The following is a 24,876-nucleotide window of genomic DNA, read 5'->3' as shown; positions in this document are numbered from 1 at the left end:
CCGGGCGAATTTTGGTTTGGACCTCGCGAGAGGGCCGGATCGGAAGGAGCCCATTGCGTATCGCACTCAAATCTTGGAGGCGATGCGAGCCGGATGGATGGTGAAGCAAGATGGTCTTTCTAATCATATTCATGGAATGGACGCCGCGCAGGCAGCCATTCCTGGACTTCGATGTCCGGTGAGTATCGATAATGAGAGCGATCAAGCGTCTTAAGGGCATTCGGTGGATGCCTTGGCACTGAGAGGCGATGAAGGACGTGGTACGCTGCGAAAAGTTCTGGGGAGCTGCGAACAAGCTTTGATCCAGAAATATCCGAATGGGGAAACCCACTTCCGACAATTGTTATTTTGGGAACGTGGTGAGGGCGACCTTGCTGCGGTTCTGGACTAACAATTGTCAAAAGGAAGTACTTTATCCCTGAATACATAGGGGATTAAGAGCGAACCCGGGGAACTGAAACATCTAAGTACCCGGAGGAAAGGACATCAACCGAGACTCCGTTAGTAGTGGCGAGCGAACGCGGACCAGGCCAGTGCTCTTGATTGAGTTAGCAAAAGCAGATGGAAAGCTGCACATCAGTGGGTGATAGTCCCGTATGCGACGATGATATCGAGAGACATGAGTAGGGCGGGGCACGTGAAACCCTGTCTGAACGTGGGGGGACCACCCTCCAAGCCTAAGTACTCCTCAGTGACCGATAGCGAACCAGTACCGTGAGGGAAAGGTGAAAAGATCCCCGACGAGGGGAGTGAAACAGATCCTGAAACCGGATGCCTACAAACAGGTGGAGCCTGCAATGGTAACACCGTACCTTTTGTATAATGGGCCAGCGACTTAGTGAGACGGGCAAGCTTAAGCCGATAGGTGTAGGCGCAGCGAAAGCGAGTCTGAACAGGGCGTTCAGTCCGTCTTATTAGACCCGAAACCGATGTGATCTAGCCATGAGCAGGTTGAAGGTGGGGTAACACCCACTGGAGGACCGAACCGGTGTCTGTTGAAAAAGCCTCGGATGACTTGTGGCTAGGGGTGAAAGGCCAATCAAACTCGGAAATAGCTGGTTCTCCGCGAAAACTATTTAGGTAGTGCGTCGCACGAATGTTCCAGGGGGTAGAGCACTGGATGGGCTAGGGGGTCTTACCGACCTACCAAACCTAACCAAACTCCGAATACCTGGAAACACTATGCGGCAGACAGACGGCGGGTGCTAACGTCCGTCGTCGAGAGGGAAAAAACCCTGACCACCAGCTAAGGCCCCTAATTCGTGGCTAAGTGGTAAAGGATGTGAGGATCCCATAACAACCAGGAGGTTGGCTTAGAAGCAGCCATCCTTTAAAGAAAGCGTAACAGCTCACTGGTCTAAACAAGGGTCTTTGCGCCGAAAATGTAACGGGGCTCAAGCCACGAGCCGAAGCTGTGGGCGCAGCAATGCGCGGTAGCGGAGCGTTCCATAGGCCTGTGAAGGGTGATCCGTGAGGACGCCTGGAGGTATTGGAAGTGCGAATGCTGGCATGAGTAACGACAAACAGTGTGAGAGACACTGTCGCCGAAAGTCCAAGGGTTCCTGCGTAAAGTTAATCTGCGCAGGGTTAGTCGGCCCCTAAGGCGAGGCTGAAAAGCGTAGTCGATGGGAACAAGGTGAATATTCCTTGACCAGTGGGTAGTGACGGATCTCTTCCGTGGTGTGTTCTTATTGGATTGAGCATGCCATCACGAGGTTCCAGGAAATAGCTCCCACATGAGACCGTACCCGAAACCGACACAGGTGGACTGGTAGAGTATACCAAGGCGCTTGAGAGAACTATGCTGAAGGAACTCGGCAATTTGCCTCCGTAACTTCGGGATAAGGAGGCCTCGTTTGTGGGCAACCACGGGCGAGGGGCACAAACTAGGGGGTGGCGACTGTTTAACAAAAACACAGGGCTCTGCTAAGCCGCAAGGCGACGTATAGGGTCTGACGCCTGCCCGGTGCCGGAAGGTTAAGAGGAGAGGTGCAAGCTTTGAATCGAAGCCCCGGTAAACGGCGGCCGTAACTATAACGGTCCTAAGGTAGCGAAATTCCTTGTCGGGTAAGTTCCGACCTGCACGAATGGCGTAACGATCTCCCCGCTGTCTCCAGCATAGACTCAGTGAAATTGAATTCCCCGTGAAGATGCGGGGTACCTGCGCTTAGACGGAAAGACCCCGTGCACCTTTACTATAACTTTACACTGGCATTCGTGCTTGCATGTGTAGGATAGGTGGTAGGCTTTGAAGCCGAGGCGCCAGCCTTGGTGGAGCCACCCTTGAAATACCACCCTTACGATCATGGATGTCTAACCGCGACCCGTCATCCGGGCCCGGGACAGTGTATGGTGGGTAGTTTGACTGGGGCGGTCGCCTCCCAAAGAGTAACGGAGGCGTGCGACGGTGGGCTCAGAGCGGTCGGAAATCGCTCGTCGAGTGCAATGGCATAAGCCCGCCTGACTGCGAGACTGACAAGTCGAGCAGAGACGAAAGTCGGCCATAGTGATCCGGTGGTCCGTTGTGGAACGGCCATCGCTCAACGAATAAAAGGTACGCCGGGGATAACAGGCTGATGATTCCCAAGAGTCCATATCGACGGAATCGTTTGGCACCTCGATGTCGACTCATCACATCCTGGGGCTGGAGAAGGTCCCAAGGGTTCGGCTGTTCGCCGATTAAAGTGGTACGTGAGTTGGGTTCAAAACGTCGTGAGACAGTTTGGTCCCTATCTGGCGTGGGCGTAGGAGAATTGAGAGGATCTGTCCTTAGTACGAGAGGACCGGGATGGACGTACCTCTGGTGGACCTGTTGTGGCGCCAGCCGCAGTGCAGGGTAGCTATGTACGGTCGGGATAACCGCTGAAGGCATCTAAGCGGGAAACCCACCTCAAGATGAGTTCTCCCTCGAAAGCCGTGGTAGACCACCACGTTGATAGGCCGGGTGTGGAAGCGGAGTGATCCGTGCAGCTTACCGGTACTAATAGCTTGATCGGCTTGATCGCTCTCATTTATCGATACTCACACAATGTGAGACAAAGTGACCTTATCGCGGCATGAAACCATGTCGATGCGGTCACGCGTAACGATCCCTTCGGGATCGCAAGGACCATCTTATGCGCTTCTCGTGACAGACCCTGCGGGCAACCCCCGCGGAGTTGTCACTGCGCATTGTCGACGGTTTGCAGATGCAAATCGCGACGGCTTCAATTGTCTTTCGCCGGCCTGGTGGCACTAGCGAGGAGCCTCAACCCGATCCCATCCCGAACTCGGCCGTTAAACTCCTCAGCGCCGATGGTACTATGTCTCAAGACCTGGGAGAGTAGGTCGTTGCCAGGCCTGCCAAAGACAATCTCGCATCACCATGAAAACAAACAACCAAACCCTTCGGACACAATGTCCGGTCACTTGCGCAAAACTCGACGACGCCACCGCGGCGTAACAAGCGCGTCCTTCGTCCCGACGCCCGTCAAGCACAGCGCACATTACCTCAACGCGGGGTGGAGCAGCCCGGTAGCTCGTCAGGCTCATAACCTGAAGGCCGCAGGTTCAAATCCTGCCCCCGCAACCAACGTTCCCTGCAAAAAACCCCCGCCCCCAAAATGGCGGGGGTTTTTGCGTTTGCGCGGCGCCAATTGGGAGATGCTCGCGGGGACCTCACGGAGCCGCGCCGATCAGATCCTCCAAGGTGATATCCGATACGCCGTCTTCAACGAAGGCACGGAGACCTGGGACCAGCGCGCGTACGACATGGACGTCCTCGACGGGGCCTGGCAAATCGAAGAGATAGATGTCCGGATATCCGGCATCCCTGAGCTTGCTCGCGACGATGTCGAGTTGCGCCCCGGAAGTGAGCATCCCGGTTCGCTGGGACGAGGGGGGACTGTAGCGAGCGGCGAATTCCGAAAGAAACTCCCCAAGGGGATCGGCGGGACGCAAAATGGCCTCGATCACCGAGTAGTGACCTGATTCCATATCGTCCCGCGAACCGGCAATATAGGTGAGGCGCGATTGCACGGCCTCGAGAAGTGCCGCCAGGGTCGCGGCGCCGGCATCCAGCCGGCAGGCTTCGCCGCCGGAAAAACGTTCGCCGCTGCCATTCCGCTCCAATACCGGCCGCGTGATCACCGCGGTTACGACCGGCAAGCCGATACGATTGGATTTGTTGAAGAAACGCGGCTCGAGGCCTGCGCTCCGCACCTTGTCCATCGCCTCGTCCAACCCCGGATGTACGCCGGCCTCCCATCGCAGTTCCCGTGCCGTGTAGCTGAGATGGCCGAATGCATCGGACAGCGTGGTGGCGTCGTGTTCCACGAGTTCCAGCACGGCAGCGAGAGAGGCAAACTCGATATCCGGCCCAGCTGCGAGTCCAACGGAGCTGATGCTGAATGCCTCGCGGTCCCAGGGAAACTCCTCGCGCATGTCGAGGCCGACCAACTCATAGGGCGCAAAGACCGGCTCCTGGCTGCCATAGGCGATGCCGCGTACCCAGGCGCGCTGTGCCGCGTCGTCAAAGGCGTCCTGCCGGAACCGAACGAGATCGTGCAGCGGCACCAGCTGCCGGCCGCGGGCCAGCATTTCCTCCGGCGTGCCGAACTCAGCGACCAGGGGTCTGGTCTGCTCGGCCAGGGCTCCTTCCGCTGCTTCCATGATGGCGGAGATACGAGCCTGCTCATGTGTCAAGCCCTTGCCCTGGCTCACGACGACGGAACGGGAATTCGGCCGCGTGGCGAACCAGACGGGGATGCCGATCGTATCGAGATCGGTGAGATCGCCAATCCGGGTGATGCCGAAGGGGGCGAGGGGTGGGTGACCTGACTTCACGCTCGCTTTCCAGCAATTGGGCAGGCAGCGCGCCGTCGTGGCTCCACCACGGAGTCTGCCGATCCAGCATCATGATATCTGCCGACTATTCGATGACCCTCGCCATCAAATGGGCCATCTCGGTCTCGTTTTCTGCCGTCAGGCCTTCGATAACGCTTCGCCGATAGGCATCCGGCCGGTTCTGGCTGAGCTTCCATTTGCCTTCGATGCTGGTGATGGCGATTTCCAGTCCGATGATGCCCTTCATCTGTCCTTTTATGAAGGATTCCGGTGCTCCTTCGACCCGCCAAGGGGTAGGGCGGTCGCCTTCGACGAGATCGGTCAGTGCCGAGACATGGTTGCGCAGCCATCTGGAGCTTTCAGTGGTCTTCAGGCGGCCATGGACATGAACTGTGGCATAGTTCCAGGTGGGGACTGCCTTGCCGCCTTCCGTCCTGGCGACATACCAGCTGGGAGTGATGTAATGCATGGGGCCTTGGAATACCGCCAGGATTTCATAGGCGCGATCATGGTCGACGGCCATGTTGTTGTTGCGGTTGATATGTCCCTGCAGCACGCCCTTGCGGCCTTTGCCGGCGATCAGGAACAGGGGAATGTGATTGGCTTCGAGGCGCCCATGCGCATTGGTGACGACCGTCGCAAGCGGATGATCACGCATCAGCGCGTGGAGCACCTCCACGCGCTCTTCCCGGAAATATCGAGGATTGAACATACCGACCACCTCATACTTCCAAAAAAGAAGGCAAAACCTAGTTTCGCTCCGGCCTAGCAGGCAAAATCGTCAGCGTTGCCGTCATCCAACAGAACGGCGTCCTGAAGATTGTTGCCGGTTCTCTGGGTCAGATAGCACAGCGCCATCTTCAGGGAACGGTTCCTCGCCCGGGTGGCCTCGATGGCGGTGGTCGACATGCTCGTCCCGAAGGAGAATTCCAGATTGCTCAGCCCCACACCGGCCTGGGCGAGCGAGGCAATGCCACTGATGTTCTCAGGTTCGAGTTTGGCTCCCTCGCCATGGGCAGCGCGGTGATCCCCGATCACCCGCCAGCACAATGCGGCAACAGCCGCATAGCCGTCGCAATTGTTCTCCTTTCCATAGCGACGGACTTCCTTGTCAGGGATGCGCACAATACGAATGGGATTGATCTTGATAAGAAATATCCCAACGCCCTTGTCGCCGATAACGTATATGTGATCCCGATCTCGCCGCGGTCCAGCCATCAGATCCTCTCTCCTTCCACGGAAGCTTCCGAGTTCCCTCTCCTTGAACCGAACTTGTTCTTCTATGATATGCCGGCGACCTTCAGGCCCCGGGAAATCACTTCCTTCATGATCCCTCTCCTGTCCGGTATGAGTTTAACGACATCCGATATGGTAATGCCAGGGTAGGTTTCCTTCAGGCGCGCACCGTAGGTCCTGGCTTTATCCTTGTTGCCAAGATTGCCATGGCAAATGGCAAGTAGCCTCAAGACCGGCTGGTCGCTTTGCATTTTATTGCACAAGTCGATTGCCGTGGCGAAGTCATGCCGAAAATAGGCGATCGTCGCGCCGCCCCACCAATAGCGATCGGGTGGAAAGGGATTGAGTTCGAGCGCGCGCTGGAACCTTTCCCAGCCAGCGTCCGGCTGACCCATATGGGCCAGGCAATCGCCATGGGATTCCAACAGGTCCGCTGAATGCGGATTGAGCGTCTCGGCTTCCAGAAACTGCTCCGCCGCCTTGTCATAGTCGCGCTGATGCAGAGCGACGACCGCAGACATCCAATAGCCAATGCTGCTGCCGGCATCCATCTCGATTGCAGCCTCGGCCTCATATCGGGCTTGCATCAGGAGGGCAGGGTCGTTCGCACCGAGCATGAGCCATTCCAGATGGAGAGCATTGGCAATGGCTCCTCTGGCTGCGGCAAAATACTTGTCGAGGGAGGCTGCCTTCTGGAACTCCACTCGTGCGCGCCGCAGTTTCGGCAGGTCGCAGTTCTTGAAGAAGACCTGGCCCTCGAGGTAGTGCCGATAGGCCATCGGGGCCGGATTCGTTCGCATGCGATCGAGTTGATCCCGCTCGATCTCGCTCACGAGCGTGATCGCGATGCGGCGTGAGATCATACGGAAGGCGACGGACAATTCCTCCGGCGCCACTCTGTATTCCGCGGCCCAAATGATCTCATTGCTGGGATGACGGGTCAGGCGCAAGGCCATCTGCTCGCCGCCCGGCACGAGATAGCCGGAGATCAGATAGCCGGATCGCAGCGCCGCCAGTTTTCCACGATCGTCCGAGGCGGCTACATCGAAACTGCTGTGAGGGGCGGTCACCACAAAAGTGCTGTGGCGGGAGAGATCGTTGGCGACGTCCTCGATGAGCATGCGGTGGAGAGGATGCAGCGCCTCGCCCGGCCGCGGAAGCGGCGGGAACAGCGACACCCGCGGCAGGTTGCGCAAATCCGTGATGTGCGCTGTTTTTCTGCTATCGCTTGGCGTCTCGGACTGGGCCACGACCTGGAGCCGGGGCCGAGGGGTGTTCGCGAGGATACGCCGCATGGCGGCCGCCGTTTCCGTCCTTGGCTCCGAATCCCGCTCATGTCGCAGCATCCGCTTGAGCGCTTCGAAGATGCGGCTCGCCTCCTTGACATCGCCGACGCGACCATGCGCCTCCATCAAGACCTGGAAGGTCTCCTCGCGGTCCGGTTCCAGCATAAGCATGCGTTCGCCGATCTCGTCGATATGGGCTTTCTGGGCGTGGGCGAACTGCGTCATCTCCATGAGCGCATCGCTGGACAGGGCGAGAACCTGCCTGCGAAATCGTTCGCGCTCGGTGCGGAGCCATTGCGAAAGCTCCGACCCGCCGGGATCGAGGGTGTCCAGAAGATCTCCGCCCGCCAGGCGGATGGCGGCCATGCGCTCCGCCAGCATCTGAGACCTGCGGCCGAGCATGATGTTGGCGAGATCACTGCGGGCGGCGGCCGGGCCGGCCGCCAGATTGGGACCCCGCACCTCGATCAAGGACTCTTCGAGAGGCCAGAAGCGATTGATCCGGGTCAGCAGTTGTCGAAGGTTGGTCAGCGCCTTTTCTTCTGGCGCATCTTCCCAAAGCAGCGTCGCAATCGTCTGCCGGCTCATATGCTTGCTGTCGGCAAGCAGTAACATGGCGATGAGGATATATCCCTTGCCGGGAAACACGCCCTCCATCGGCTTGGCCACGTGCGGCACACCCACCAAATGAAGAACTATGTCAGGCTCGGCGTCCATCGGCCTTCTTTGCCTCGAGAGGCTGGCCCAGCGGCCCAACCATGCTGTCGTGTCTCGCCAGGCTCAATACGATTTCCATACAAAGTTCGCTTGTTCGTATGAGAGCGTTCGGACTGGCCTCGATAGTTGTGCTTTATTTAGTGATGGTTTGCCAAGCGCATCCAAGTCAACAGGTGTGAGGCGCGTCTCGAGCGCGAGTCACGCTGGAATCACGGAAAGTGACGCGTACGATCCGGTGGCTTGAGGTGGCCCGCGGGGAGAGAAGGGGTCGATCATCGCCGCCCCGATATCGTCTTTCCAGATCCGCCGGGCTATTGATGATGCGAGACCCTGTCGAGACCTCGCTCGCTTCATGACACAGAGAAAGCCCGCAAACGCCCTCGAGGTCCTCGCCGCGGCCGTGGAGCCGATCAGCATAGGCATTCTTCTCCTGCGGAATTTTCCCTTCATGACCTTCGGCGCCGCGCTCGATCCGCTGCGCCAGGCCAATCGGCTCGCCGGCCGGCAGATCTTCAGGTGGACGCTGATCTCGATGGACGGCGACGGCGTCATGGCAAGCGCCGGGGTCATCATGCCGGTGGACTGCTCGATCGAGACGATGCCCCATTGCGACATGGTCATCCTTTGCGCAGGCCTGGATCATGTCAGTCACTACAGTGCCAGGCTGTTCGCCTGGTTGCGCCGGCTCCATCGGCAGGGATGCGTGCTCGGTGCCATCAGCACCGCGCCATTCCTGCTGGCGCAGGCAGGCCTGCTGGATGGGAGGCGGTGTGCCGTTCATTGGGAACTGCTGCCGCTGTTCCAGGAGGAGTTTCCCGACTGCATCGTCACCAACGAAATCTTCGCCGTCGACGGCCTGTTCATCACGTCCTCTGGCGGCACGGTTACGCTGGACATGATGCTCTATATCGTCGCGGCCTGTCGCGGACGGCCGCTGGCTGCCGCGATATCCGACCAGTTCAACCATCCGGAGATCCGGCAGCAGCACGATTTCCAGCGCATGAAGCCACAATCGCGCTTTTCCATCCGCCATGCCAAGCTGGCGGAGGTGATCACCGCGATGGAAGACAGCATCGAGAATCCGGTAGACCTGCAGGTGCTGGCACGCCGCGTGCATCTGTCCACGCGCCAGATGGAGCGCCTCTTTCTCCTGCACCTGGGCAAGACGCCGTCCGCCTTCTACACGGGACTGCGCATGGCGCGGGCCCGGGATCTCATCCTGCAGACGGACCTGTCGATCGCGACCGTCGCGCAGATCTGCGGATACATGTCGACGACGCATTTTTCCCGAACCTACCGGACGCATTTCGGCATGACTCCCCGGGCCATGCGCATCGAGGGCATACTGCCGCGAAATTGAGCACGCCAGCTGTTTGAGCAAATTTGTCGCGATCATGTCGCGTATTGTAGGCCAAATGTCGTATTAGTACGTTTCCTCATCCCTGGAAGCGACCTAGTTCTAATTCATGTGACGATCCTGCTTCGACATTTTCAGGCGGATTGTCCTGTACCGGCGAAGAATAGAATTAGAAAAAACTCAAGAAAATGCGCACCCGGAAGAAGGAGCGCAGGCACTTGAAACATAAATCCAGAATATTCCATCCAAGATGGGGGTCATCCCGTGACGAAGAACCTGCATCCACATATTCCGACATTGGTCGATGAACTCAAGGCTGGACAGGTCGGCCGCAGGCAGTTCCTGCGCGTGGCGACACTGCTGGGCCTTTCCGTGACGCTCGCCTACGAGGCGCTCGGCGAGATCGATCCTATCTCGACCGCCCAGGCGCAGGAGATGCCCAAGGGCGGCAACCTGCGCATCGGCATGCGCTGCATGGAGATCAAGAGCCCGCATCTGGCTGATTTTGCAGAGCGATCCAACGTCATCCGGCAGGTTTGCGAATATCTCACCTTTACGGGACGCGACAACATCACCCGCCCCTATCTGCTCGAGAAGTGGGAGGCGAGCGACGATCTCAAGACCTGGACGCTCCATATCCGCAAGGACGTCAAATGGCATAGCGGCCGCCCCCTGACCGCGGACGACGTGATCTGGAATCTGAAGCGAGTCAGCGATCCGGCCGTCGGCTCGTCCGTTCTCGGCCTGTTTACCGGCTATCTCGTGGAAGAATACGAAACCGGCGAGAAGGACAAGGATGGCAAGCCCAAGAAGTCCAGCCGCCTGTGGTCGGACAAGGCCATCGAGAAGGTTGACGACCATACGGTGCGCCTGAACGCCTTCGCGCCCCAGATCGCGGTGCCCGAGCATCTTTTCCATTATCCCATGTTCATCATCGATCCCGCCGAGAACGGCGTGTTCGGTCCCGGTTCCAATGGCACCGGCCCCTTCGAACTCGTGGAGTTCACCGTGGGCAAGGGCGCCAAGTACAAGGCCCGCAAGGACTACTGGGGGGACGGCCCGTTCCTCGACACCTTCGAGTTCGTCGATCTCGGCGACAATCCCGGTGCGCAGATCGCCGCCATCGCCTCGCGCCAGGTCGATGGCCTGTCGGAGGCGGACGCGGTGCAGATCAACGCCATGAAGAACTTCCCGCACGTGGCGGTGCACAAGGTCGATACGACGCAGACGGCCGTCGCCCGCATGCATCCCGACCAGAAGCCGTTCGACGACAAGCGCGTGCGCCAGGCGATGCGCCTTGCCGTCGATCACGACAAGGTCATCCAGACGGTGCTGCTCGGGGCCGGTACCCCTGCCGAGGATCACCACGTCGCCCCGACGCACCCCGAATATGCGGCGCTGCCGAAATACGGCAAGGACGTCGAGAAGGCCAAGAAGCTGCTCGCGGACGCCGGCTATCCGGACGGCTTCGAGGTGGACATGGTGACACGCCCCGATCCGATCTGGGAACTCAACACCGTCCAGGTCCTTGCCGAGCAATTCAAGGACATCGGCGTCAAGATCAACATCAAGGCCTTGCCCAGCGCCCAGTATTGGGACGTGTGGACCACGGTGCCGTTCAGCCTCACCGCCTGGGGCCACCGCCCTCTCGGCGTCATGACGCTGTCGCTCGCCTATCGCTCCAACGCGGCGTGGAACGAGTCCCGCTATTCCAATCCGGAGTTCGACAAGCTGCTGACACAGGCCGAGGGCATCCTCGATCCCAAGCAGCGCAGCGTGGTAATGGCCAAGATCGAGGCCATCATGCAGGATGACGGGCCCATCGTTCAGCCGTTCTGGCGCGTTTTCTCGACGGTGATGGACAAGAAGGTGGTAGGCTTCAAGCTGCATCCCTCGCAGTATATCTTCGCCAACGAATGCGCGGTGGCATCGGCCTGACCCCGGAGGCCCGCCGACGCGCGGGCCTGCTTCCGGATCCCAGTCGGAGGCAGGCCCCGAAATTCCTTTCCGTCAATCTTGGCCGGCGGCATCGCCCGAACCGGATATCGGCTTGTTCTATGGTTTCCTTTCTCGTCCGACGCCTGATCATGATGATACTCACCATGCTGGTGGCATCCTTCGTGGTCTTCGCCGTCTCCGAATTCACGCCGGGGAGCGTCGCCAGGAAATCGCTCGGGCCGTTCGCGACCCAGCAGCAGGTGGACATCCTGACGGAGCGCCTGAAGGCGAACGATCCCCTGCCGGTCCGTTATACGCGCTGGCTGGGCGTCCTCGTCGGCGCCATTCCGGATCCACTCCAGGATCCCGCCAGCGGTCTCAACTTCACCGATCCGCGCGGAGCGCGCTATTTCGGCAATTTCGGATATTCGACGCTCTATAAATTGCCGGTCAACGACGTGATCTGGGATCGGCTCGGCAACACCGCCATCCTGGCGGGACTGGCCTTCGCCTTCATCGTGCCGTTGTCGATCGTGTTCGGCGTGCTCTCCGGCCTGAAGGAGGGAGGAGCGCTGGATCGCACCTTGTCCGTGATCTCCATCACCTTTACCTCGATACCCGAATTTGCCTCCGGTGTGTTCCTCGTCACCCTGTTCGTCATCCTCTGGCCGCTCCTCCCGGGCACGAGCCCAATGGACACCAGCGGCGGGTGGTCGGTCGCCTCGCAGCTCGTCCTGCCGGTCGCCGTGCTCGTCATCTACGATTTCGGCTATGTGGCCCGCATGATCCGCGTCTCGATGATCGAGGTGATGGAGAAGCCCTATATCCGCACTGCCATCCTCAAGGGGCTCAGCCCGCGCCAGGTCATCCTCGGCCATGCCCTGCGCAACGCGATGATCGCGCCCTTCACCGTCCTGCTGCTGCAGCTCAACTTCCTGATCAGCGGCGTGGTCGTCACGGAACTCGTCTTCGCCTATCCCGGTTTCGGCCGCATGCTGCTCGAGGCGAGCCTGTTCGGAGACATCTCCACGGTGGAGGCGGCCACGCTCGTAACCGTCGCCGTCGCCATCGTCACCCAGTTCCTGGGGGACCTCGGCTACATGGCCCTCAATCCGCGCATCAGGGTGAAGTGAGCCATGGCTTCCGATCGCATCGAAACACTTGCCGGAAGCCAGGGCAGGCCAGTTCGCAGGACGAGCAACTGGCTCAGGATCCTTCGCTCCCGCACGGCCGTCGTCGGCCTCGTGCTGATCCTGCTCTGGATCCTGCTGGCCGTCCTCGCACCCGTCCTGCCCCTTCCGTCGCCGACCGACCAGGACGTCATGGCTATCGCCGATCCCACGCCTTCCGCAGCCCATTGGCTCGGCACCGACATCCTCGGGCGCGACATCCTCTCCCGCCTGATCTTCGGAGCGCGGACGGTGCTGGTGGTGGCGCCGCTCTCCGTCGCCGTCGCCATGACGGTGGGCATCGTCATCGGCATGCTCTCGGGCTATTTCGGCGGCATCGTCGATACGCTGGTCAGCCGCCTGTCGGATGTGATCCTCGCCTTTCCGGTACTGGTGCTCTACGTGATCCTGATCGCCAATATCGGCCCGTCTGTCCTCAACATCATCATCGCCACCACCATCGCTTCGGCACCGGGCATCGGACGCATCGTGCGAGGCCTCGTGCTGGACCTCAAGGAGCGCGAATACGTGGCCGCGGCCCGCCTCCGGGCGGAGAGCACGCTCTACATCATGGTGGTGGAACTGCTGCCCAATTGCCGGGGACCTCTCATCGTCGATGCCTGCCTGCGCCTCGGCTACACCATCATCACCATCGGTATTCTCGGCTTCCTCGGGCTCGGCCTGCCGCCGCCAAATCCCGACTGGGGCGGCATGGTGCGCGAGACCACAACCGTCATCAGTGTGTGGCCGCTGATGTCGGTCGCGCCGTCGATCGCCATCGTCAGCCTCGTGCTCGGCTTCAATCTCCTGGCCGACGGCATGCGGGAGGCCTTCAAGCCATGACAGTCCAGGAACAGCTTCAACCGGCCACTGCGTCAGGCGGCCCCCTGCTGGAAGTCCGCAACCTGCGCATCGAGTTCAGGGGGCGCGACGAGACGGTGCTCGCGGTGCCCGACGTTTCCCTTCATATCGCCCCGGGGGGGGCCTATGGCCTGGTGGGCGAATCCGGCTGCGGCAAGACGACCACGGCCATGGCGGTGATGGGTTACCTCGGCGCCAATGGCCGCGTGACGGCGGGTAGCATCCGCTTCGAAGGGCGCGAACTCGTCGGCGCCGGGCCCGAGGTGCTGCGCTCGATCCGCGGGCGGCGGATCGCCATGGTCTACCAGGAACCGATGAGCGCTCTCAATCCAGTGAAGACCATCGGCGCCCAGCTCGCAGAAGTGCCGATGCGCCACCTCGGCGCAGGCAGGGGCGAGGCCATGGACATGGCGGCCGCGATGATCGAGGACGTCCGCCTGCCGGATCCGCGCGACATCCTCAGGCGTTATCCTCATCAGCTGTCGGGCGGCCAGCAGCAGCGCATCGTCATCGCCATGGCCCTGCTTGCGCGGCCGGCACTGCTGCTGCTGGACGAGCCCACGACCGGCCTCGACGTGACCGTCGAAGCTGCGGTTCTCGACCTCATCAGCGACCTGCGCCATCGCTACGGCACCAGTCTCCTCTATATTTCCCACAATCTTGGCCTGATCGCCGCGACGTGCGACCGCGTCGGCATCATGTATTCGGGCGAGATCGTCGAGGAGGCGCCGACCGCCGAGCTCTTCCGGCATCCGCGCCACCCCTATGCGCAGGGGTTGCTGGGCTGCATTCCCGATATCCTTACCGACAAGCGTTCGCGCGCCCTCATGCCGATCCAGGGGCAGATTCCCATGCCGCAGGAGCGCCCGCAAGGCTGCTTCTTCGGTCCGCGCTGCGATCATTTCCTGGCGTCGCGCTGCGGCGCAGAGGCGGTCCCCCTGCAGGAGGCCGGCGTGCAGGGACACACCGTGCGCTGCGTGCGCTGGAACGAGATCGAGCCGCCTCGGCCAGCCGGTCATGACGACGGTTCCACGATCGCCGCACCGCAAAGCGCGCTCGATGTGGACGACGTCACCAAGCTCTATGCCCTCGGCCGGGGCGCCTCACGAACCGTCGTGGCCAACGAGGCGATCTCGCTGAAGGCGGGCAGGGGCGAGATCCTTGCTCTGGTCGGCGAGTCGGGCTGCGGGAAGTCGAGCCTCGCCCGCATCGTCGTGGGCCTCGAGAAGGCGACATCCGGCCAGATCCACTTCGCCGGCGACGACATTGCCCAGCTCGATGCCCGGCATCGTCCGAAGTCGCTGCTGCAGTCCATCCAGATGGTGTTCCAGAATCCGGACAGCACGCTCAACCCGTCGCATCCCGCCGCCTTCTCGATCCGCCGGACCATCAGCAAATTCGGTATCCGGAAGGGCAGGGCGGCGATCGACCAGCGCGTGCGCGAATTGCTGGAGATGGTCCGCTTGCCGCCCGCCGTGGCCGAGCGACGGCCAAGCCAGCTATCCGGCGGACAGAAGCAGCGTATCGCGATCGCCCGCGCTTTCGCGTCCGACCCCAGCCTCATCGTGGCCGACGAGCCCGTTTCGGCGCTGGATGTCTCGGTGCAGGCCGCGGTGGTGACGCTGCTGCTGGACATCCAGCGCGAGAAGCACGCCACGCTCGTCTTCATCAGCCACGACCTCGCACTCGTCCGGCATGTCGCGGACAGCGTCGTGGTCATGTATCTCGGCAAGGTGATGGAGCGCGGGCGGGTGGAGGAGATCTTCAGCCCGCCCTACCATCCCTACACCGAAGCGCTGCTTTCCGCCGTCCACAGCCCGGATCCCGACGCGGTCGCAAGGGAGCGCATCCGGCTGGCGGGCGAGACGCCGAGCCCGATCAACGTGCCACCCGGCTGCCGCTTCGCCTCCCGCTGCCACCGAAAGATGGGTACGGTCTGCGACACGGTCGCTCCGCCGGTGCGGACCCTTTCGGCGACGCACGAGGTCGCCTGCCATATCGAGCCCGATGTCCTGGCGGGGCTGCCACCGGTCTTCGCAAAGCCGGAACAGGATGCCCAGCCGTCATGAATATCGTGTCTCCCACGCCTCCGGGATTGCGCCAGACGCTCGCCCTTTCGCGCGAGATCATGCCCCTGATGGCCGCCATCTGCATCGCCGGGGCCGGTAACGGGCTGCTCACCACGGTCGTATCGCTGCAACTGGGAAGCGGCCGCTTCGGCGATGCCGCGGTGCGGACCACCTTGTCGGGGTTTCCCGCCGGCTTCCTGCTCGGATGCCTGGCGGCGCATGGCATCGTGTCGCGCCTCGGCCACGAGAGGACGTTTCGTGCCCTCGCCTTGCTGACGGCGCTTGCCGGTTTCGGCTTCGCCCTGGGCGAATTGCCGGTGCTCTGGTTCGGGATGCGTCTCCTCAATGGCTTGTCGATGGCCATCCTGTTCGTCGTGGCGGAGAGCTGGATCAACCTTTATGCGGGCATGCGCAACCGGGGCACGTTGTTCTCGCTCTACATGCTGATGACCTCGCTCAGCGTGCTGCTGGGGCAGTTGATGGTGAGGCTTGCCGACCCGCAGGGTATCATCCTGTTCGTTCTTGCCGGCTGTGTGGGCATTGCCGGCGTCCTGCTGTCGAAGCTGATGCGCGGCTGGCCGCTCCTGCCGCCTGCCGAAGCGACCATCGCATCTCACGTGCTACCGGTGGGAGAAGGCTTCGGATTGTGGCGTCTTGCCTGTCTCGCGCCGGTCACCGTGATCGCGGCGTTCCAGGCCGGCATGACCAACCTGAATGTCTTCGCCATGACGCCGCTCTATGGCGAGCAGATCGGCTTGCCGACCACCACCACGATCGGCCTGACGACGGCCTTCAGCATTGGCGGGCTCCTCGCCCAGCCGCCGATGGGCTGGCTGTCGGACCATTGCGACCGCCGCCTGCTGCTGGTGCTCGCCGGTGGCCTGGCGGCGCTCCTGTGCGGGCTGATAGCATTGGCCGGCAAGGACTCCCCCCTGCCGCTCTTCGTGCTCTTCTTTGCCTATGGCGCGGTGACTCTGACCATCTATCCGCTTGCCATAGCGTATGGGAATGCCCGGCTCGAGAGCCGGTTCATGGTCCTGGTCTCCGGCCGCCTGCTCCTGCTCTATTCCCTCGGCGGCGTCGTGGCCCCCCTGATATCGACCGACCTGATGGGGCGTTTTGGGCCGGAGACCCTTTTTATCTTCCTGGGCGGTGCTGCTTTCTGCGTGATGGTCGCCGCTTGTTTCAATCTGCTGCGTTCGCCGGCCCCCGCCGCTCGCGTCGAGCGCGCGCCGGCTCTCGACGTTGGGGATTAATGCTATGGTTCAGGTGTCCAGTCCTTGCGACGGTGATTTCGACCTGGTGGTCCGAGGTGGCACGGTGGTGCTGCCGGATGGCCCGGCGCGGGTCGATATCGGTATCAGGGAAGAGCGCATTGCGGCTCTCGCGCTGGAACTGCCCCGCGGACGCCAGGATATTTCCGCCGAGGGAAGGATCGTCCTGCCCGGCGGGGTGGACAGCCACTGCCATATGGATCAGCCACCCTGGGAGGGACGCTCCACTGCCGACGACTTCGCCAGCGGCACCCTCTCGGCATTGTGCGGCGGTACCACCACGGTCATTCCCTTTGCCATGCAGATGCGAGGACAGTCGCTGCGCGCAGCCGTCGACGACTATCACGAGCGTGCCCGCCCCAAGGCGCATATCGACTATGGCTTCCATCTGATCATCGGCGATCCCATGCAGCAGGTGCTGAAGGAGGAGATCCCGCGCCTGGTGGCGGAGGGTTGCACCTCCTTCAAGATCTACCTGACCTATGAAGGCCTGAAGCTGGACGACTACGAGGTGCTCGAGGTTCTCGATGTCGCGCGCAGCGAGGGCGCCATGGTCATGGTGCATGCCGAGAACGACGCCTGTATCCGCTGGCTCACCGAGCGCTTTCTCGCCGCACGCAAGACGCAGCTGCGCTATCACGGCCTCGCCCATCCCGAGATCGGCGACCGCGAGGCGACCTTCCGTGCCATCAGCCTCGCCGAACTGGTGGAAACGCCGCTCCTGATCAGCCATGTCTCCGCGGCGGGAGCCGTCGAGGAGATACGCCGTGCGCGGGCGCGGGGCCTGCCCATCCACGCCGAAACATGCCCGCAATATCTCTTCCTGTCGTCGGAAGACATCGATACCCCCGACCTCAGCGGAGCGATGTGTGTGTGCACGCCTCCGCCGCGCCACCGTTCCAACCAGCCCGAGATCTGGCGCGGCATTTTCGACGGGACCCTGGAGGTATTTTCCTCCGATCATTCCCCCTGGAATTACGCCGACAAGATCGCCGGCGGGCCAGATACGCCGTTCACGCGTATCCCCAACGGCATTCCGGGCATCGAGACACGATTGCCGCTGCTGTTTTCGGCAGGCGTCAACATGGATCGAATGACGCTGCACAAATTCGCGGAGCTGACGGCCGCCAATCCCGCGCGCCTGTTCGGCCTCTATCCGCGCAAGGGAGCGATCGCCCTGGGGTCCGATGCGGATCTCGCCATCTGGGATCCGCATCGAGAAGTGACGATCTCGAACGACATGCTGCACCACGCCACCGACCATACGCCCTATGAAGGGCGGGTGGTGCGTGGTTGGCCCGTCGTCACCATCTCGCGCGGCGACATCGTCTGGAACGAGGGTGAGGTCAGCTCGACGGCCGGCAGGGGCCGTTTCCTCGCCTGCGAGCGTCCCTTCACCCCCAGGCAGGACCTGCCGTCGGTGCTCGCCTCATGACTGCGCCGTCACTCCTTTCCGCCCGTCTGGCCGGGCGCGTCATCCTCATCAGCGGCGCCGCCAGCGACATCGGCGCGGCGACCGCGCGCAGATGCATTGCCGAAGGCGCACGCGTGGCTTGTTCGGATCTCAATGGAGACGCCGCCCGGCAATTGGCCGATGAACTGGGCGGGCAGGCGATAGGCCTGCGCTGCGACGTGACCCGGCCGGAGTCGGCCGAGGCAGTCGTCGAAGCCGTCCTGGCCGCATTCGGGCATCTGCATGGGTATGTCCACAATGCCGCAGCTCCTTCGCTCGACGGCGACGTGGTTGAGCTCGACCTTGCCGACTGGAATCGTGAGATCGAGGTGACGCTCACGGGCGCTTTCTTGATGGGCAAGCATGTCGTACCCGCCATGGCGCGGGCCGGCGGTGGTTCGATCGTGCTAGTCGCCTCGCAACTGGGCCATGTGGCGACGAGCCGCGCGGTGGCGTATTGCTCGGCCAAGGCCGGCTTGATCCATCTCGCCCGCCTCATGGCCGTGGACCATGCCGCCGCCGGCATCCGCGTCAACAGTCTCTCCCCGGGCGCGGTGAGGACGAGCCGACTGCTGCAACGCTGGCCGGATCTCGACGCCGCCGACGCGGGCCTTGCCGGCCACTATCTTTCCCGGCGCATCGGCCTGCCCGACGAGATTGCCGCAAGCGCGGCATTCCTTCTTTCCGAGGATGCCTCCTTCGTGACGGGCACCGACCTGCTCGTCGACGGAGGCTATACCGCACGCTGACGATGAACCGGGCCGGGCTCCGGGGACAAGAGGACTGACGAGGAAGCAATCATGACCCTATTGGTGACAGGCGGCGGCGGCTTCGTGATGAGCGTCGTCGCGGGCGAATGGCTGGCGCGCGACCCCGCCAACAGGGCGGTCATTCTGGATCGTGGCGCCCTGGATGCGGCTGCCGAGCGCTATTTCCAGCCCGTGCGGGATCGCCTGACCGTCATCGAGGGCGATGTGAGCGGGGACAACGCCTGGGAGGCGCTGGACGGGCTCGGCATCACGGCCGTCGTCCACGGTGCGACCGTGACGCCGATCTCCCGCGGAAGCGCGGCCGAAGCCAAGCGCCAGCCGGAAGCCGAAGATCCCGCCCGCATCGTCGAGGTCAATCTGATGGGGACCGTGCGCGCGCTTGAATGGGCGCGTCGCTCCGCCGGCTTGAAGCGCTTCGTCTATGTGAGCTCCGGTTCCGTCTATCGGCATCATGGGCCGGATTGGCAGGGCGAGCCGCTGCCTGAAGACGGCTACGTCGCCCCGCTGACGCTCTACGGCATCTCGAAACATGCGTCCGAGATGGTGGTCAACCGCTACGCAGACCTCTTCGGGCTGTCGGCCCTGTCGGTTCGGCTGTCGTCGATCTATGGCCCGATGGATCGCGTGACGGCGAGCCGAAGCTTCCGCCACGTGCCGAACCGCGTTGCCCATATGGCGCTTGCGGGCGACGTGATCCGTCCCAACAGCCTCGACGGAGCCGGCGACTACCTCATTTCGGTCGATGTCGCGGGAGCCATCCTCTCCCTGATCGATGCGCCTGCCCTGCGCTACCGGCACTACAACGTGGCCAGCAGCGTGATCTCGACCACCGGCGATTTCATTCGCTGGGCCGCCGAGAAGGTGCCGCACCTGCATTGCGAGGTCACCGCCGAAGCCGATGCCAACATCGTCCAGGATACGGCGCTGCGGGACGGCATGTGGGGCGCCTACGACATCGCCAGGCTGGAACGCGATACCGGCTGGCGCCCGCGTCCGCCGCAAGAGGCCTTCCATGCCTATATGGACTGGATTGTCCAAAACGAGCTGCAACCCGTTGTGGGGCGGCCCTGAACTTCCCGAGTTTTCTTCTTGTGAGATTGCCATGAGTAGTGATCTGAATCCTGTTGGCCTCGGGCCGGAACGTGACTTCATCGGCTATGGCCGGCATGCACCCCGCGTGGTGTGGCCGGGTGGTGCCAAGGTCGCCGTCAACCTCGTGCTGGTCTATGAGGAGGGTTCCGAATATTCGTGGCTCCAGGATGGGCGCAACGACAATTGGGGCGAGTACAACATCCCCAACTCCCCGCCTGCCCGCGATCTCGGGACCGAGACGCATTTCGAGTATGGCAGCCGCGCCGGTGTGTGGCGCCTGGCCCGGCTGTTCGACCGCTATGAGGTTCCCGTGACGGTCTCGGCCTGCGCGGTGGCGCTGCAGTGCAATCCCGACATCGTCGCCTGGATGAGGGAGAGGAGGCACGACCTCCTTGGCCATGGCTTGCGCTGGTCCGAATACTGGACGCTGAGCCGCGAGGAGGAACGCGAGCAGCTGCGCCAGGCCAACGAACTCTACCATTCACTGCTAGGCGTGCATCCGCCGGGCTGGAACTGCCGATCCTTTCCGAGCGTCAACACGCAGGATCTCATCATCGAGGACGGACGCTTTCTCTACTATTCGGATCCGTGCAACGACGATATTCCCTATTTCGTCGAGCACGCATCGGGACGCCTCCTCGTCGTACCCTATTCGAAGACCCTCAACGACAGCCGCTACCTCATCGCTCCCGGCTACAGCAATCCGCGCGATTTCGCGGAAGACTGCCGCTCGGCCATCAGCTACGTGATCGAGGATGCGGAGGAGGCGGGCGGCAAGATGCTCACCATCGCCGTTCATGCCCGCTGGACGGGGCAGCCCAACCGCACCTCGGGCCTGCGCGACGTCATCGAGTTCGTCAATCGCACGGAGGGGGCGATCTTCATGCGGCGCGAGGATATTGCGCGCTACTGGCTCGACAACCACCAATCCTTTTCGCCGAGGGGCTGAAGATGTCTTTCGGTGCAGCCGAATATGATCCGCAGCTCTCAGCTTCTGCGCCGCAGAGGCGATTGAAGGGAGCGCAGATCGTCGCCGCCATCCTCAAGCGCGAGGGCCTGAGGCAGATCATAGGCTTTCCCAACAGCGAGCTGTTCGACGCGCTGGCCGAGCTCGACATCCCGCCCGTCATCACGCGTACGCCCCGGGTGGCCGTGAACATCGCCGAGGGCTACGCTCGGGTGACCGGTGGGCGGGAGCTCGCAGCGGTCACGGTGCAGTACGGCCCAGGTGCCGAGAGCGCGTTCGGCGGCGTCGCGCAGGCCTTCAACGACCGTTCGCCCATCCTGTTCCTGCCCACGGGATATCCTCGCGGCCACGAGGCGGTAACGCCCAATTTCGAGGCTCGGCGCAACTTCCGAAATGTCACCAAATGGTGCGAGGCCGCGACGCGTATCCAGGATCTGCCCCGGCTTATGCATTCCGCACTGTCGCGCGTGCGCAACGGGGCGCCGTCTCCGGTATTGCTGGAACTGCCCGTCGATCTTCTCGCCGAACTGGAGGACGTCGATCTCTCCGACTATCTCCCCCCGCGCCGCTCGCTGCCGCAGGCCGGGACAGAGGAGATCCGTGAATTGCTCGATCGCCTCGGCAAGGCCGACAATCCCATGATTCTGGCGGGCCAGGGCGTCCTGGCATCGCAGGCTACCGGAGAACTGGTGGCCCTTGCCGAACTGCTCGGCATTCCCGTCGCGACAACGCCTAACGGCAAGAGCGCCTTTCCGGAGAGCCATCCGCTCTCGCTGGGGACGGCGGGGCGGGCTCGTCCCGCGACCGTCGATCATTTCCTGGCGAAGGCCGACGTCATCCTCGCCGTTGGTACGAGCCTGACCCGCTCTCATTACATCGTACCGATTCCGTCGGACAAGACGCTCCTTCAGCTTACGCTTGGCGAAGCCGACCTCGGCAAGGACTACCCGATCGCCCTGGGTGTGATCGGCGATGCCCGCGCCTCGCTGCGCCAGATGCGTGATCGTGTTCTCGAAACGGGTTTCGGCGATAAGGAACCGATCGCACGGCGTACCCTGATCGAGAAGGAGATCCGGAAGATCAGGGCCGCCTTCATGCAGCGATGGATGCCATTGCTCACGGCCGACAGCGTACCCATGTCGCCCTATCGCGTAGTCTGGGAGCTGATGCAGGCCGTGGATGCCGAGCATACCATTGTAACGCATGATGCCGGCAATCCGCGCGACCAGTTCACGCCCTTCTACCAGGCCGTCACGCCGGGCTTCTATCTGGGCTGGGGCAAGACCACCCAGTTGGGCAGCGGGCTGGGCTTCGCCATGGGCGCCAAGCTGGCCCGGCCGGATGCGACCGTCGTCAACATCATGGGCGAGGCGGCCTTCGGCATGGTCGGCATCGATTTCGAAACGTCGATCCGCTGCAACCTGCCGATCCTGACCGTGGTGCTACGGAACCATGTGCTGGGTGGGTATGCCGCGAGTATGCCCGTCGCGACCCGCAAATACGGGGCTAACCGCATGTCCGGCGAGTATGCCCCCATCGCGCGGGCGCTCGGTGGGCATGGAGAATGCGTTACCGATCCTGCATCGCTCGGCGTTGCCTTGCGGCGCTGTCTCGCCGAGGTTCGCGGCGGCAGGGCCGCATTGCTGGAGGTGGTCACGCATGAGGAAGGCCGCCTTGCCGGGCTGGCCCCGGAAATGCGCTGAGAAAACGGGAAGTTTGCCATGTTCGATCTGCTCTTGCGCGGTGGCACCGTCGTCAACGCCGATGCCGAGCTTCGTGCCGATGTCGGCATCACAGCGGGCAGGGTGGCGGCGCTCGTTCCGCCGGGCGAGGATGCGCATGCCGGCGAGGAAATCCCGGTGCACGGCCTGCGACTGCTGCCCGGGCTGGTCGATGCCCATGTCCATCTGCGAGAGCCTGGCATGACTCACAAGGAGGATTTCGTATCCGGCACGCTTGCCGCAGCCGCTGGTGGGGTCACGACCCTGCTCGACATGCCGACGGACGAGCCCTGGACCGCGACGGTGGCCGATCTTCGCGCCAAGATGAAATTGGCCGAAGGGCGCATCCATGCCGATGTCGGTTTCCAGGCCGTCCTGCGGCGCGGTTGCGCCGGCGTGGAGGAACTACGCAAGCTCGACCCGGTCTCCTTCGAGCTCTTCACCGCCGATGTGCCCGAAGCTTTCCTGCATGCGACAATGGATGACATCGCGCTGGCCTTGCGGAAGCTGGCGCCTCTCGACGTGCTCGTCGGCGTCTCTCCCGGCGACCAGTCCATCCTTGACGGCGAGACCGCGCGAGGCCTCGGCGTGCCCGGGGATGCTGCGGCATTCCGCGCAAGCCGGCCGCCACTCGCCGAGGCGGCGGGCATCAGCCGGGCTCTGCTCGCCGCGTCGCAGGCCGCGGCTCGCATCCACATCAGGCAGACGAGCTCCGCTCTCGGCATCCGAACCTGGCAGCGCCTGCGCGACATGGCGGATGCCAGCATCGAGACGACGCCGCAATGCCTGCTGTTCTGCGAGGAGGACTACGATCGGCTCGGCGCCAGCGTGAAGGCTTCGCCGCCGCTGCGCGACAGGGCCGACCTCGCCGTGATGCGCGAAGCGCTCCGTTCCGGGGCCATCGACATCGTTGCGACCGACCATGCGCCGCACAGTTCGGCGGAAAAGGCAGCCTCCTATCCGGCCTTCGCCGACATTCCCGGAGGCATGCCCGGCGTCCAGACCCTGTTGGTGACCATGCTGCATCTCGTTGCTATCGGTGAACTGCAACTGCAGGACCTGGTCCGGTTATGCAGCGCAAACCCCGCGGCACGCTTCGGCCTGGGCGCTCGCAAGGGGGCGATCAAGCCGGGCCGTGACGCCGATATCCTCGTCCTCGATCCAGCGGGCACAACGTCAGTCCGGCATGCCGACCAGCTTTCGAAGGCGGGTTACACGCCCTTCGAAGGCCTCGAGGTTCCCTGGCTGCTGCGAACCGTCCTCCTGCGCGGCAGGACGATCTTTGAACATGGCAGGGTCGATCCGCTCGCGACGGGAAGCATCGTGACGGCCTGCTCTCCATTCGAGTCCATGCCAGGGAGGTGATGATGGCGCTGCTCGAACACAAGGTTGCCATCGTGACGGGTGCAAGTTCGGGGCTCGGGCGGGCGATCGCACTCCGCTATGCCCGTGAAGGCGCGCGCGTCGTGCTGGCGGACAGGCACGAGGAACCCCTCGAAGGGGGCCTGCCGACCCTGGACCTCATCCGCCGAGCCGGCGGCACTGCCATCAGCCATCCCACCAACGTATCGAAATGGGCCGACATCGATTCCCTGGTCACTACGGCGGTCGAGGCCTATGGCCGGCTCGACGTGATGGTCAACAATGCGGCGACCTATACCAGCACTAATCTGGTCGAGACGTCGGAGGAGCAGTGGGAGCGCGTGATGGCGGTCAATCTCACCGGTGTATTCCTCGGTTGCAGGCGCGCCGTCCAGCAGATGCTGACGCAGGAGACCATCGACGAGGTGCGGGGGCGGATCGTCAACATCTCCTCCCAACATGGCATGGTCGCCTCGCCCGGTGACCTGCCCTACGGCGTCAGCAAGGGCGGCGTGGTGCAGATGACGCGCCAGATCGCGGTCGATCACGCCAGGGATTTCATCGTCTGCAATGCAGTCGCACCCGGCAAGATCGTCACCGGCAAGCCCGGCATCGCCAATGATCCGGAGGCACTCGACTATTCCAGGCGCCGCACCCCCTGGCCGCGCCTGGGGCGCCCGGAAGACGTGGCAGGAGCGGCGCTGTTCCTGGCCAGCGACATGGCGACCTACGTCACCGGCATCAATCTCCTCGTCGACGGCGGCTGGATGGCCGGTTAGG

General features: G+C 62.6%; 17 protein-coding genes, 1 tRNA gene and 2 rRNA genes. 16 read left to right on the top strand and 4 right to left on the bottom strand.

Going from position 1 to position 24,876, the window contains the following annotated elements; translation table 11 throughout:
- The first annotated feature begins 199 nt into the window (after positions 1-199).
- The 3 genes from AC6H34_RS05845 (at position 200) to AC6H34_RS05835 (ending at position 3,571) form a co-directional block, all read left to right on the top strand.
- Positions 200-3,005 (top strand): 23S ribosomal RNA (locus AC6H34_RS05845).
- A gap of 219 nt (positions 3,006-3,224) precedes the next feature.
- Positions 3,225-3,339, top strand: a 5S ribosomal RNA gene (gene rrf, locus AC6H34_RS05840).
- A gap of 155 nt (positions 3,340-3,494) precedes the next feature.
- A tRNA-Met gene (locus tag AC6H34_RS05835) sits at positions 3,495-3,571 on the top strand.
- An 86-nt stretch (positions 3,572-3,657) separates the two neighbouring features.
- Here the strand turns inward: AC6H34_RS05835 and AC6H34_RS05830 are convergent.
- The 4 genes from AC6H34_RS05830 to AC6H34_RS05815 all read right to left on the bottom strand — a co-directional run bounded on the left by AC6H34_RS05830 (position 3,658) and on the right by AC6H34_RS05815 (position 8,063).
- Positions 3,658-4,824: a YcaO-like family protein gene (locus AC6H34_RS05830; RefSeq protein WP_497538187.1), complete on the bottom strand. Its 1,167-nt coding sequence runs from the start codon at positions 4,822-4,824 to the stop codon at positions 3,658-3,660.
- Positions 4,825-4,909: 85 nt separating this feature from the next.
- Positions 4,910-5,536 carry an FMN-binding negative transcriptional regulator gene (locus AC6H34_RS05825; protein ID WP_497538186.1) on the bottom strand — a complete coding sequence of 209 codons (627 nt, stop codon included), beginning with the start codon at positions 5,534-5,536 and terminating at the stop codon, positions 4,910-4,912.
- A gap of 53 nt (positions 5,537-5,589) precedes the next feature.
- Complete coding sequence (locus AC6H34_RS05820; protein ID WP_448150908.1) at positions 5,590-6,042, bottom strand: hypothetical protein; 453 nt, start codon at positions 6,040-6,042, stop codon at positions 5,590-5,592.
- A gap of 62 nt (positions 6,043-6,104) precedes the next feature.
- The gene (locus AC6H34_RS05815) at positions 6,105-8,063 is read right to left on the bottom strand and encodes a BTAD domain-containing putative transcriptional regulator (RefSeq protein WP_497538185.1); all 1,959 of its coding nucleotides are present in this window, start codon (positions 8,061-8,063) and stop codon (positions 6,105-6,107) included.
- Between the two features lie 352 nt (positions 8,064-8,415).
- Between AC6H34_RS05815 and AC6H34_RS05810 the strand changes: the two genes are divergently transcribed.
- The 13 genes from AC6H34_RS05810 (at position 8,416) to AC6H34_RS05750 (ending at position 24,875) form a co-directional block, all read left to right on the top strand.
- Positions 8,416-9,423 (top strand): GlxA family transcriptional regulator, encoded by a 1,008-nt coding sequence (locus AC6H34_RS05810; RefSeq protein ID WP_497538184.1) that lies wholly within the window; start codon positions 8,416-8,418, stop codon positions 9,421-9,423.
- 261 nt (positions 9,424-9,684) lie between these two features.
- The gene (locus AC6H34_RS05805) at positions 9,685-11,358 is read left to right on the top strand and encodes an ABC transporter substrate-binding protein (protein ID WP_497538183.1); all 1,674 of its coding nucleotides are present in this window, start codon (positions 9,685-9,687) and stop codon (positions 11,356-11,358) included.
- 119 nt (positions 11,359-11,477) lie between these two features.
- Positions 11,478-12,491, top strand: coding sequence for an ABC transporter permease (locus tag AC6H34_RS05800; RefSeq protein ID WP_497538182.1), 1,014 nt, complete (start codon positions 11,478-11,480; stop codon positions 12,489-12,491).
- A gap of 3 nt (positions 12,492-12,494) precedes the next feature.
- Complete coding sequence (locus AC6H34_RS05795; protein ID WP_497538181.1) at positions 12,495-13,370, top strand: ABC transporter permease; 876 nt, start codon at positions 12,495-12,497, stop codon at positions 13,368-13,370.
- On the top strand, positions 13,367-15,457 hold the full coding sequence (locus AC6H34_RS05790; RefSeq protein WP_497538180.1) for a dipeptide ABC transporter ATP-binding protein: 2,091 nt from the start codon (positions 13,367-13,369) through the stop codon (positions 15,455-15,457). Before AC6H34_RS05795 ends, AC6H34_RS05790 begins: the two co-directional genes overlap by 4 nt.
- Positions 15,454-16,713, top strand: coding sequence for an MFS transporter (locus AC6H34_RS05785; RefSeq protein WP_497538179.1), 1,260 nt, complete (start codon positions 15,454-15,456; stop codon positions 16,711-16,713). Before AC6H34_RS05790 ends, AC6H34_RS05785 begins: the two co-directional genes overlap by 4 nt.
- Positions 16,714-16,717: 4 nt before the next feature.
- Positions 16,718-18,166, top strand: a complete 1,449-nt coding sequence (hydA, locus tag AC6H34_RS05780) for a dihydropyrimidinase (RefSeq protein WP_497538178.1) — start codon at positions 16,718-16,720, stop codon at positions 18,164-18,166.
- Positions 18,163-18,933 (top strand): SDR family NAD(P)-dependent oxidoreductase, encoded by a 771-nt coding sequence (locus AC6H34_RS05775; RefSeq protein WP_497538177.1) that lies wholly within the window; start codon positions 18,163-18,165, stop codon positions 18,931-18,933. Before hydA ends, AC6H34_RS05775 begins: the two co-directional genes overlap by 4 nt.
- Positions 18,934-18,984: 51 nt before the next feature.
- A complete protein-coding gene (locus AC6H34_RS05770; protein ID WP_497538176.1) occupies positions 18,985-20,025 on the top strand; it encodes an NAD-dependent epimerase/dehydratase family protein in 1,041 nt (346 codons plus the stop codon).
- Between the two features lie 31 nt (positions 20,026-20,056).
- Positions 20,057-20,995 (top strand): polysaccharide deacetylase family protein, encoded by a 939-nt coding sequence (locus tag AC6H34_RS05765; RefSeq protein WP_497538175.1) that lies wholly within the window; start codon positions 20,057-20,059, stop codon positions 20,993-20,995.
- Between the two features lie 2 nt (positions 20,996-20,997).
- A complete protein-coding gene (locus AC6H34_RS05760; RefSeq protein WP_448150919.1) occupies positions 20,998-22,716 on the top strand; it encodes a thiamine pyrophosphate-requiring protein in 1,719 nt (572 codons plus the stop codon).
- 18 nt (positions 22,717-22,734) lie between these two features.
- Complete coding sequence (locus tag AC6H34_RS05755) at positions 22,735-24,099, top strand: dihydroorotase (RefSeq protein ID WP_497538174.1); 1,365 nt, start codon at positions 22,735-22,737, stop codon at positions 24,097-24,099.
- A 2-nt stretch (positions 24,100-24,101) separates the two neighbouring features.
- Entirely contained in the window at positions 24,102-24,875 is a 774-nt protein-coding gene (locus AC6H34_RS05750; protein ID WP_448150921.1) for an SDR family NAD(P)-dependent oxidoreductase, read from the top strand.
- Position 24,876: the final 1 nt, after the last annotated feature.

Source organism: Labrys sp. ALF-8 (assembly GCF_059699065.1).
Note: the sequence above shows the minus strand (reverse complement) of the source record. Positions and strands in the feature narration are given on the sequence as shown.

Bases quoted from the DNA above. Each gene is read 5' to 3' on its own strand.
- AC6H34_RS05825 (WP_497538186.1), bottom strand. From the start codon at position 5,536: ATGTTCAATCCTCGATATTTCCGGGAAGAGCGCGTGGAGGTGCTCCAC.
- AC6H34_RS05820 (WP_448150908.1), bottom strand. From the start codon at position 6,042: ATGGCTGGACCGCGGCGAGATCGGGATCACATATACGTTATCGGCGAC.
- AC6H34_RS05815 (WP_497538185.1), bottom strand. From the start codon at position 8,063: ATGGACGCCGAGCCTGACATAGTTCTTCATTTGGTGGGTGTGCCGCAC.
- AC6H34_RS05810 (WP_497538184.1), top strand. From the start codon at position 8,416: ATGACACAGAGAAAGCCCGCAAACGCCCTCGAGGTCCTCGCCGCGGCC.
- AC6H34_RS05800 (WP_497538182.1), top strand. From the start codon at position 11,478: ATGGTTTCCTTTCTCGTCCGACGCCTGATCATGATGATACTCACCATG.
- AC6H34_RS05795 (WP_497538181.1), top strand. From the start codon at position 12,495: ATGGCTTCCGATCGCATCGAAACACTTGCCGGAAGCCAGGGCAGGCCA.
- AC6H34_RS05790 (WP_497538180.1), top strand. From the start codon at position 13,367: ATGACAGTCCAGGAACAGCTTCAACCGGCCACTGCGTCAGGCGGCCCC.
- AC6H34_RS05785 (WP_497538179.1), top strand. From the start codon at position 15,454: ATGAATATCGTGTCTCCCACGCCTCCGGGATTGCGCCAGACGCTCGCC.
- hydA (WP_497538178.1), top strand. From the start codon at position 16,718: ATGGTTCAGGTGTCCAGTCCTTGCGACGGTGATTTCGACCTGGTGGTC.
- AC6H34_RS05775 (WP_497538177.1), top strand. From the start codon at position 18,163: ATGACTGCGCCGTCACTCCTTTCCGCCCGTCTGGCCGGGCGCGTCATC.
- AC6H34_RS05770 (WP_497538176.1), top strand. From the start codon at position 18,985: ATGACCCTATTGGTGACAGGCGGCGGCGGCTTCGTGATGAGCGTCGTC.
- AC6H34_RS05765 (WP_497538175.1), top strand. From the start codon at position 20,057: ATGAGTAGTGATCTGAATCCTGTTGGCCTCGGGCCGGAACGTGACTTC.
- AC6H34_RS05760 (WP_448150919.1), top strand. From the start codon at position 20,998: ATGTCTTTCGGTGCAGCCGAATATGATCCGCAGCTCTCAGCTTCTGCG.
- AC6H34_RS05755 (WP_497538174.1), top strand. From the start codon at position 22,735: ATGTTCGATCTGCTCTTGCGCGGTGGCACCGTCGTCAACGCCGATGCC.
- AC6H34_RS05750 (WP_448150921.1), top strand. From the start codon at position 24,102: ATGGCGCTGCTCGAACACAAGGTTGCCATCGTGACGGGTGCAAGTTCG.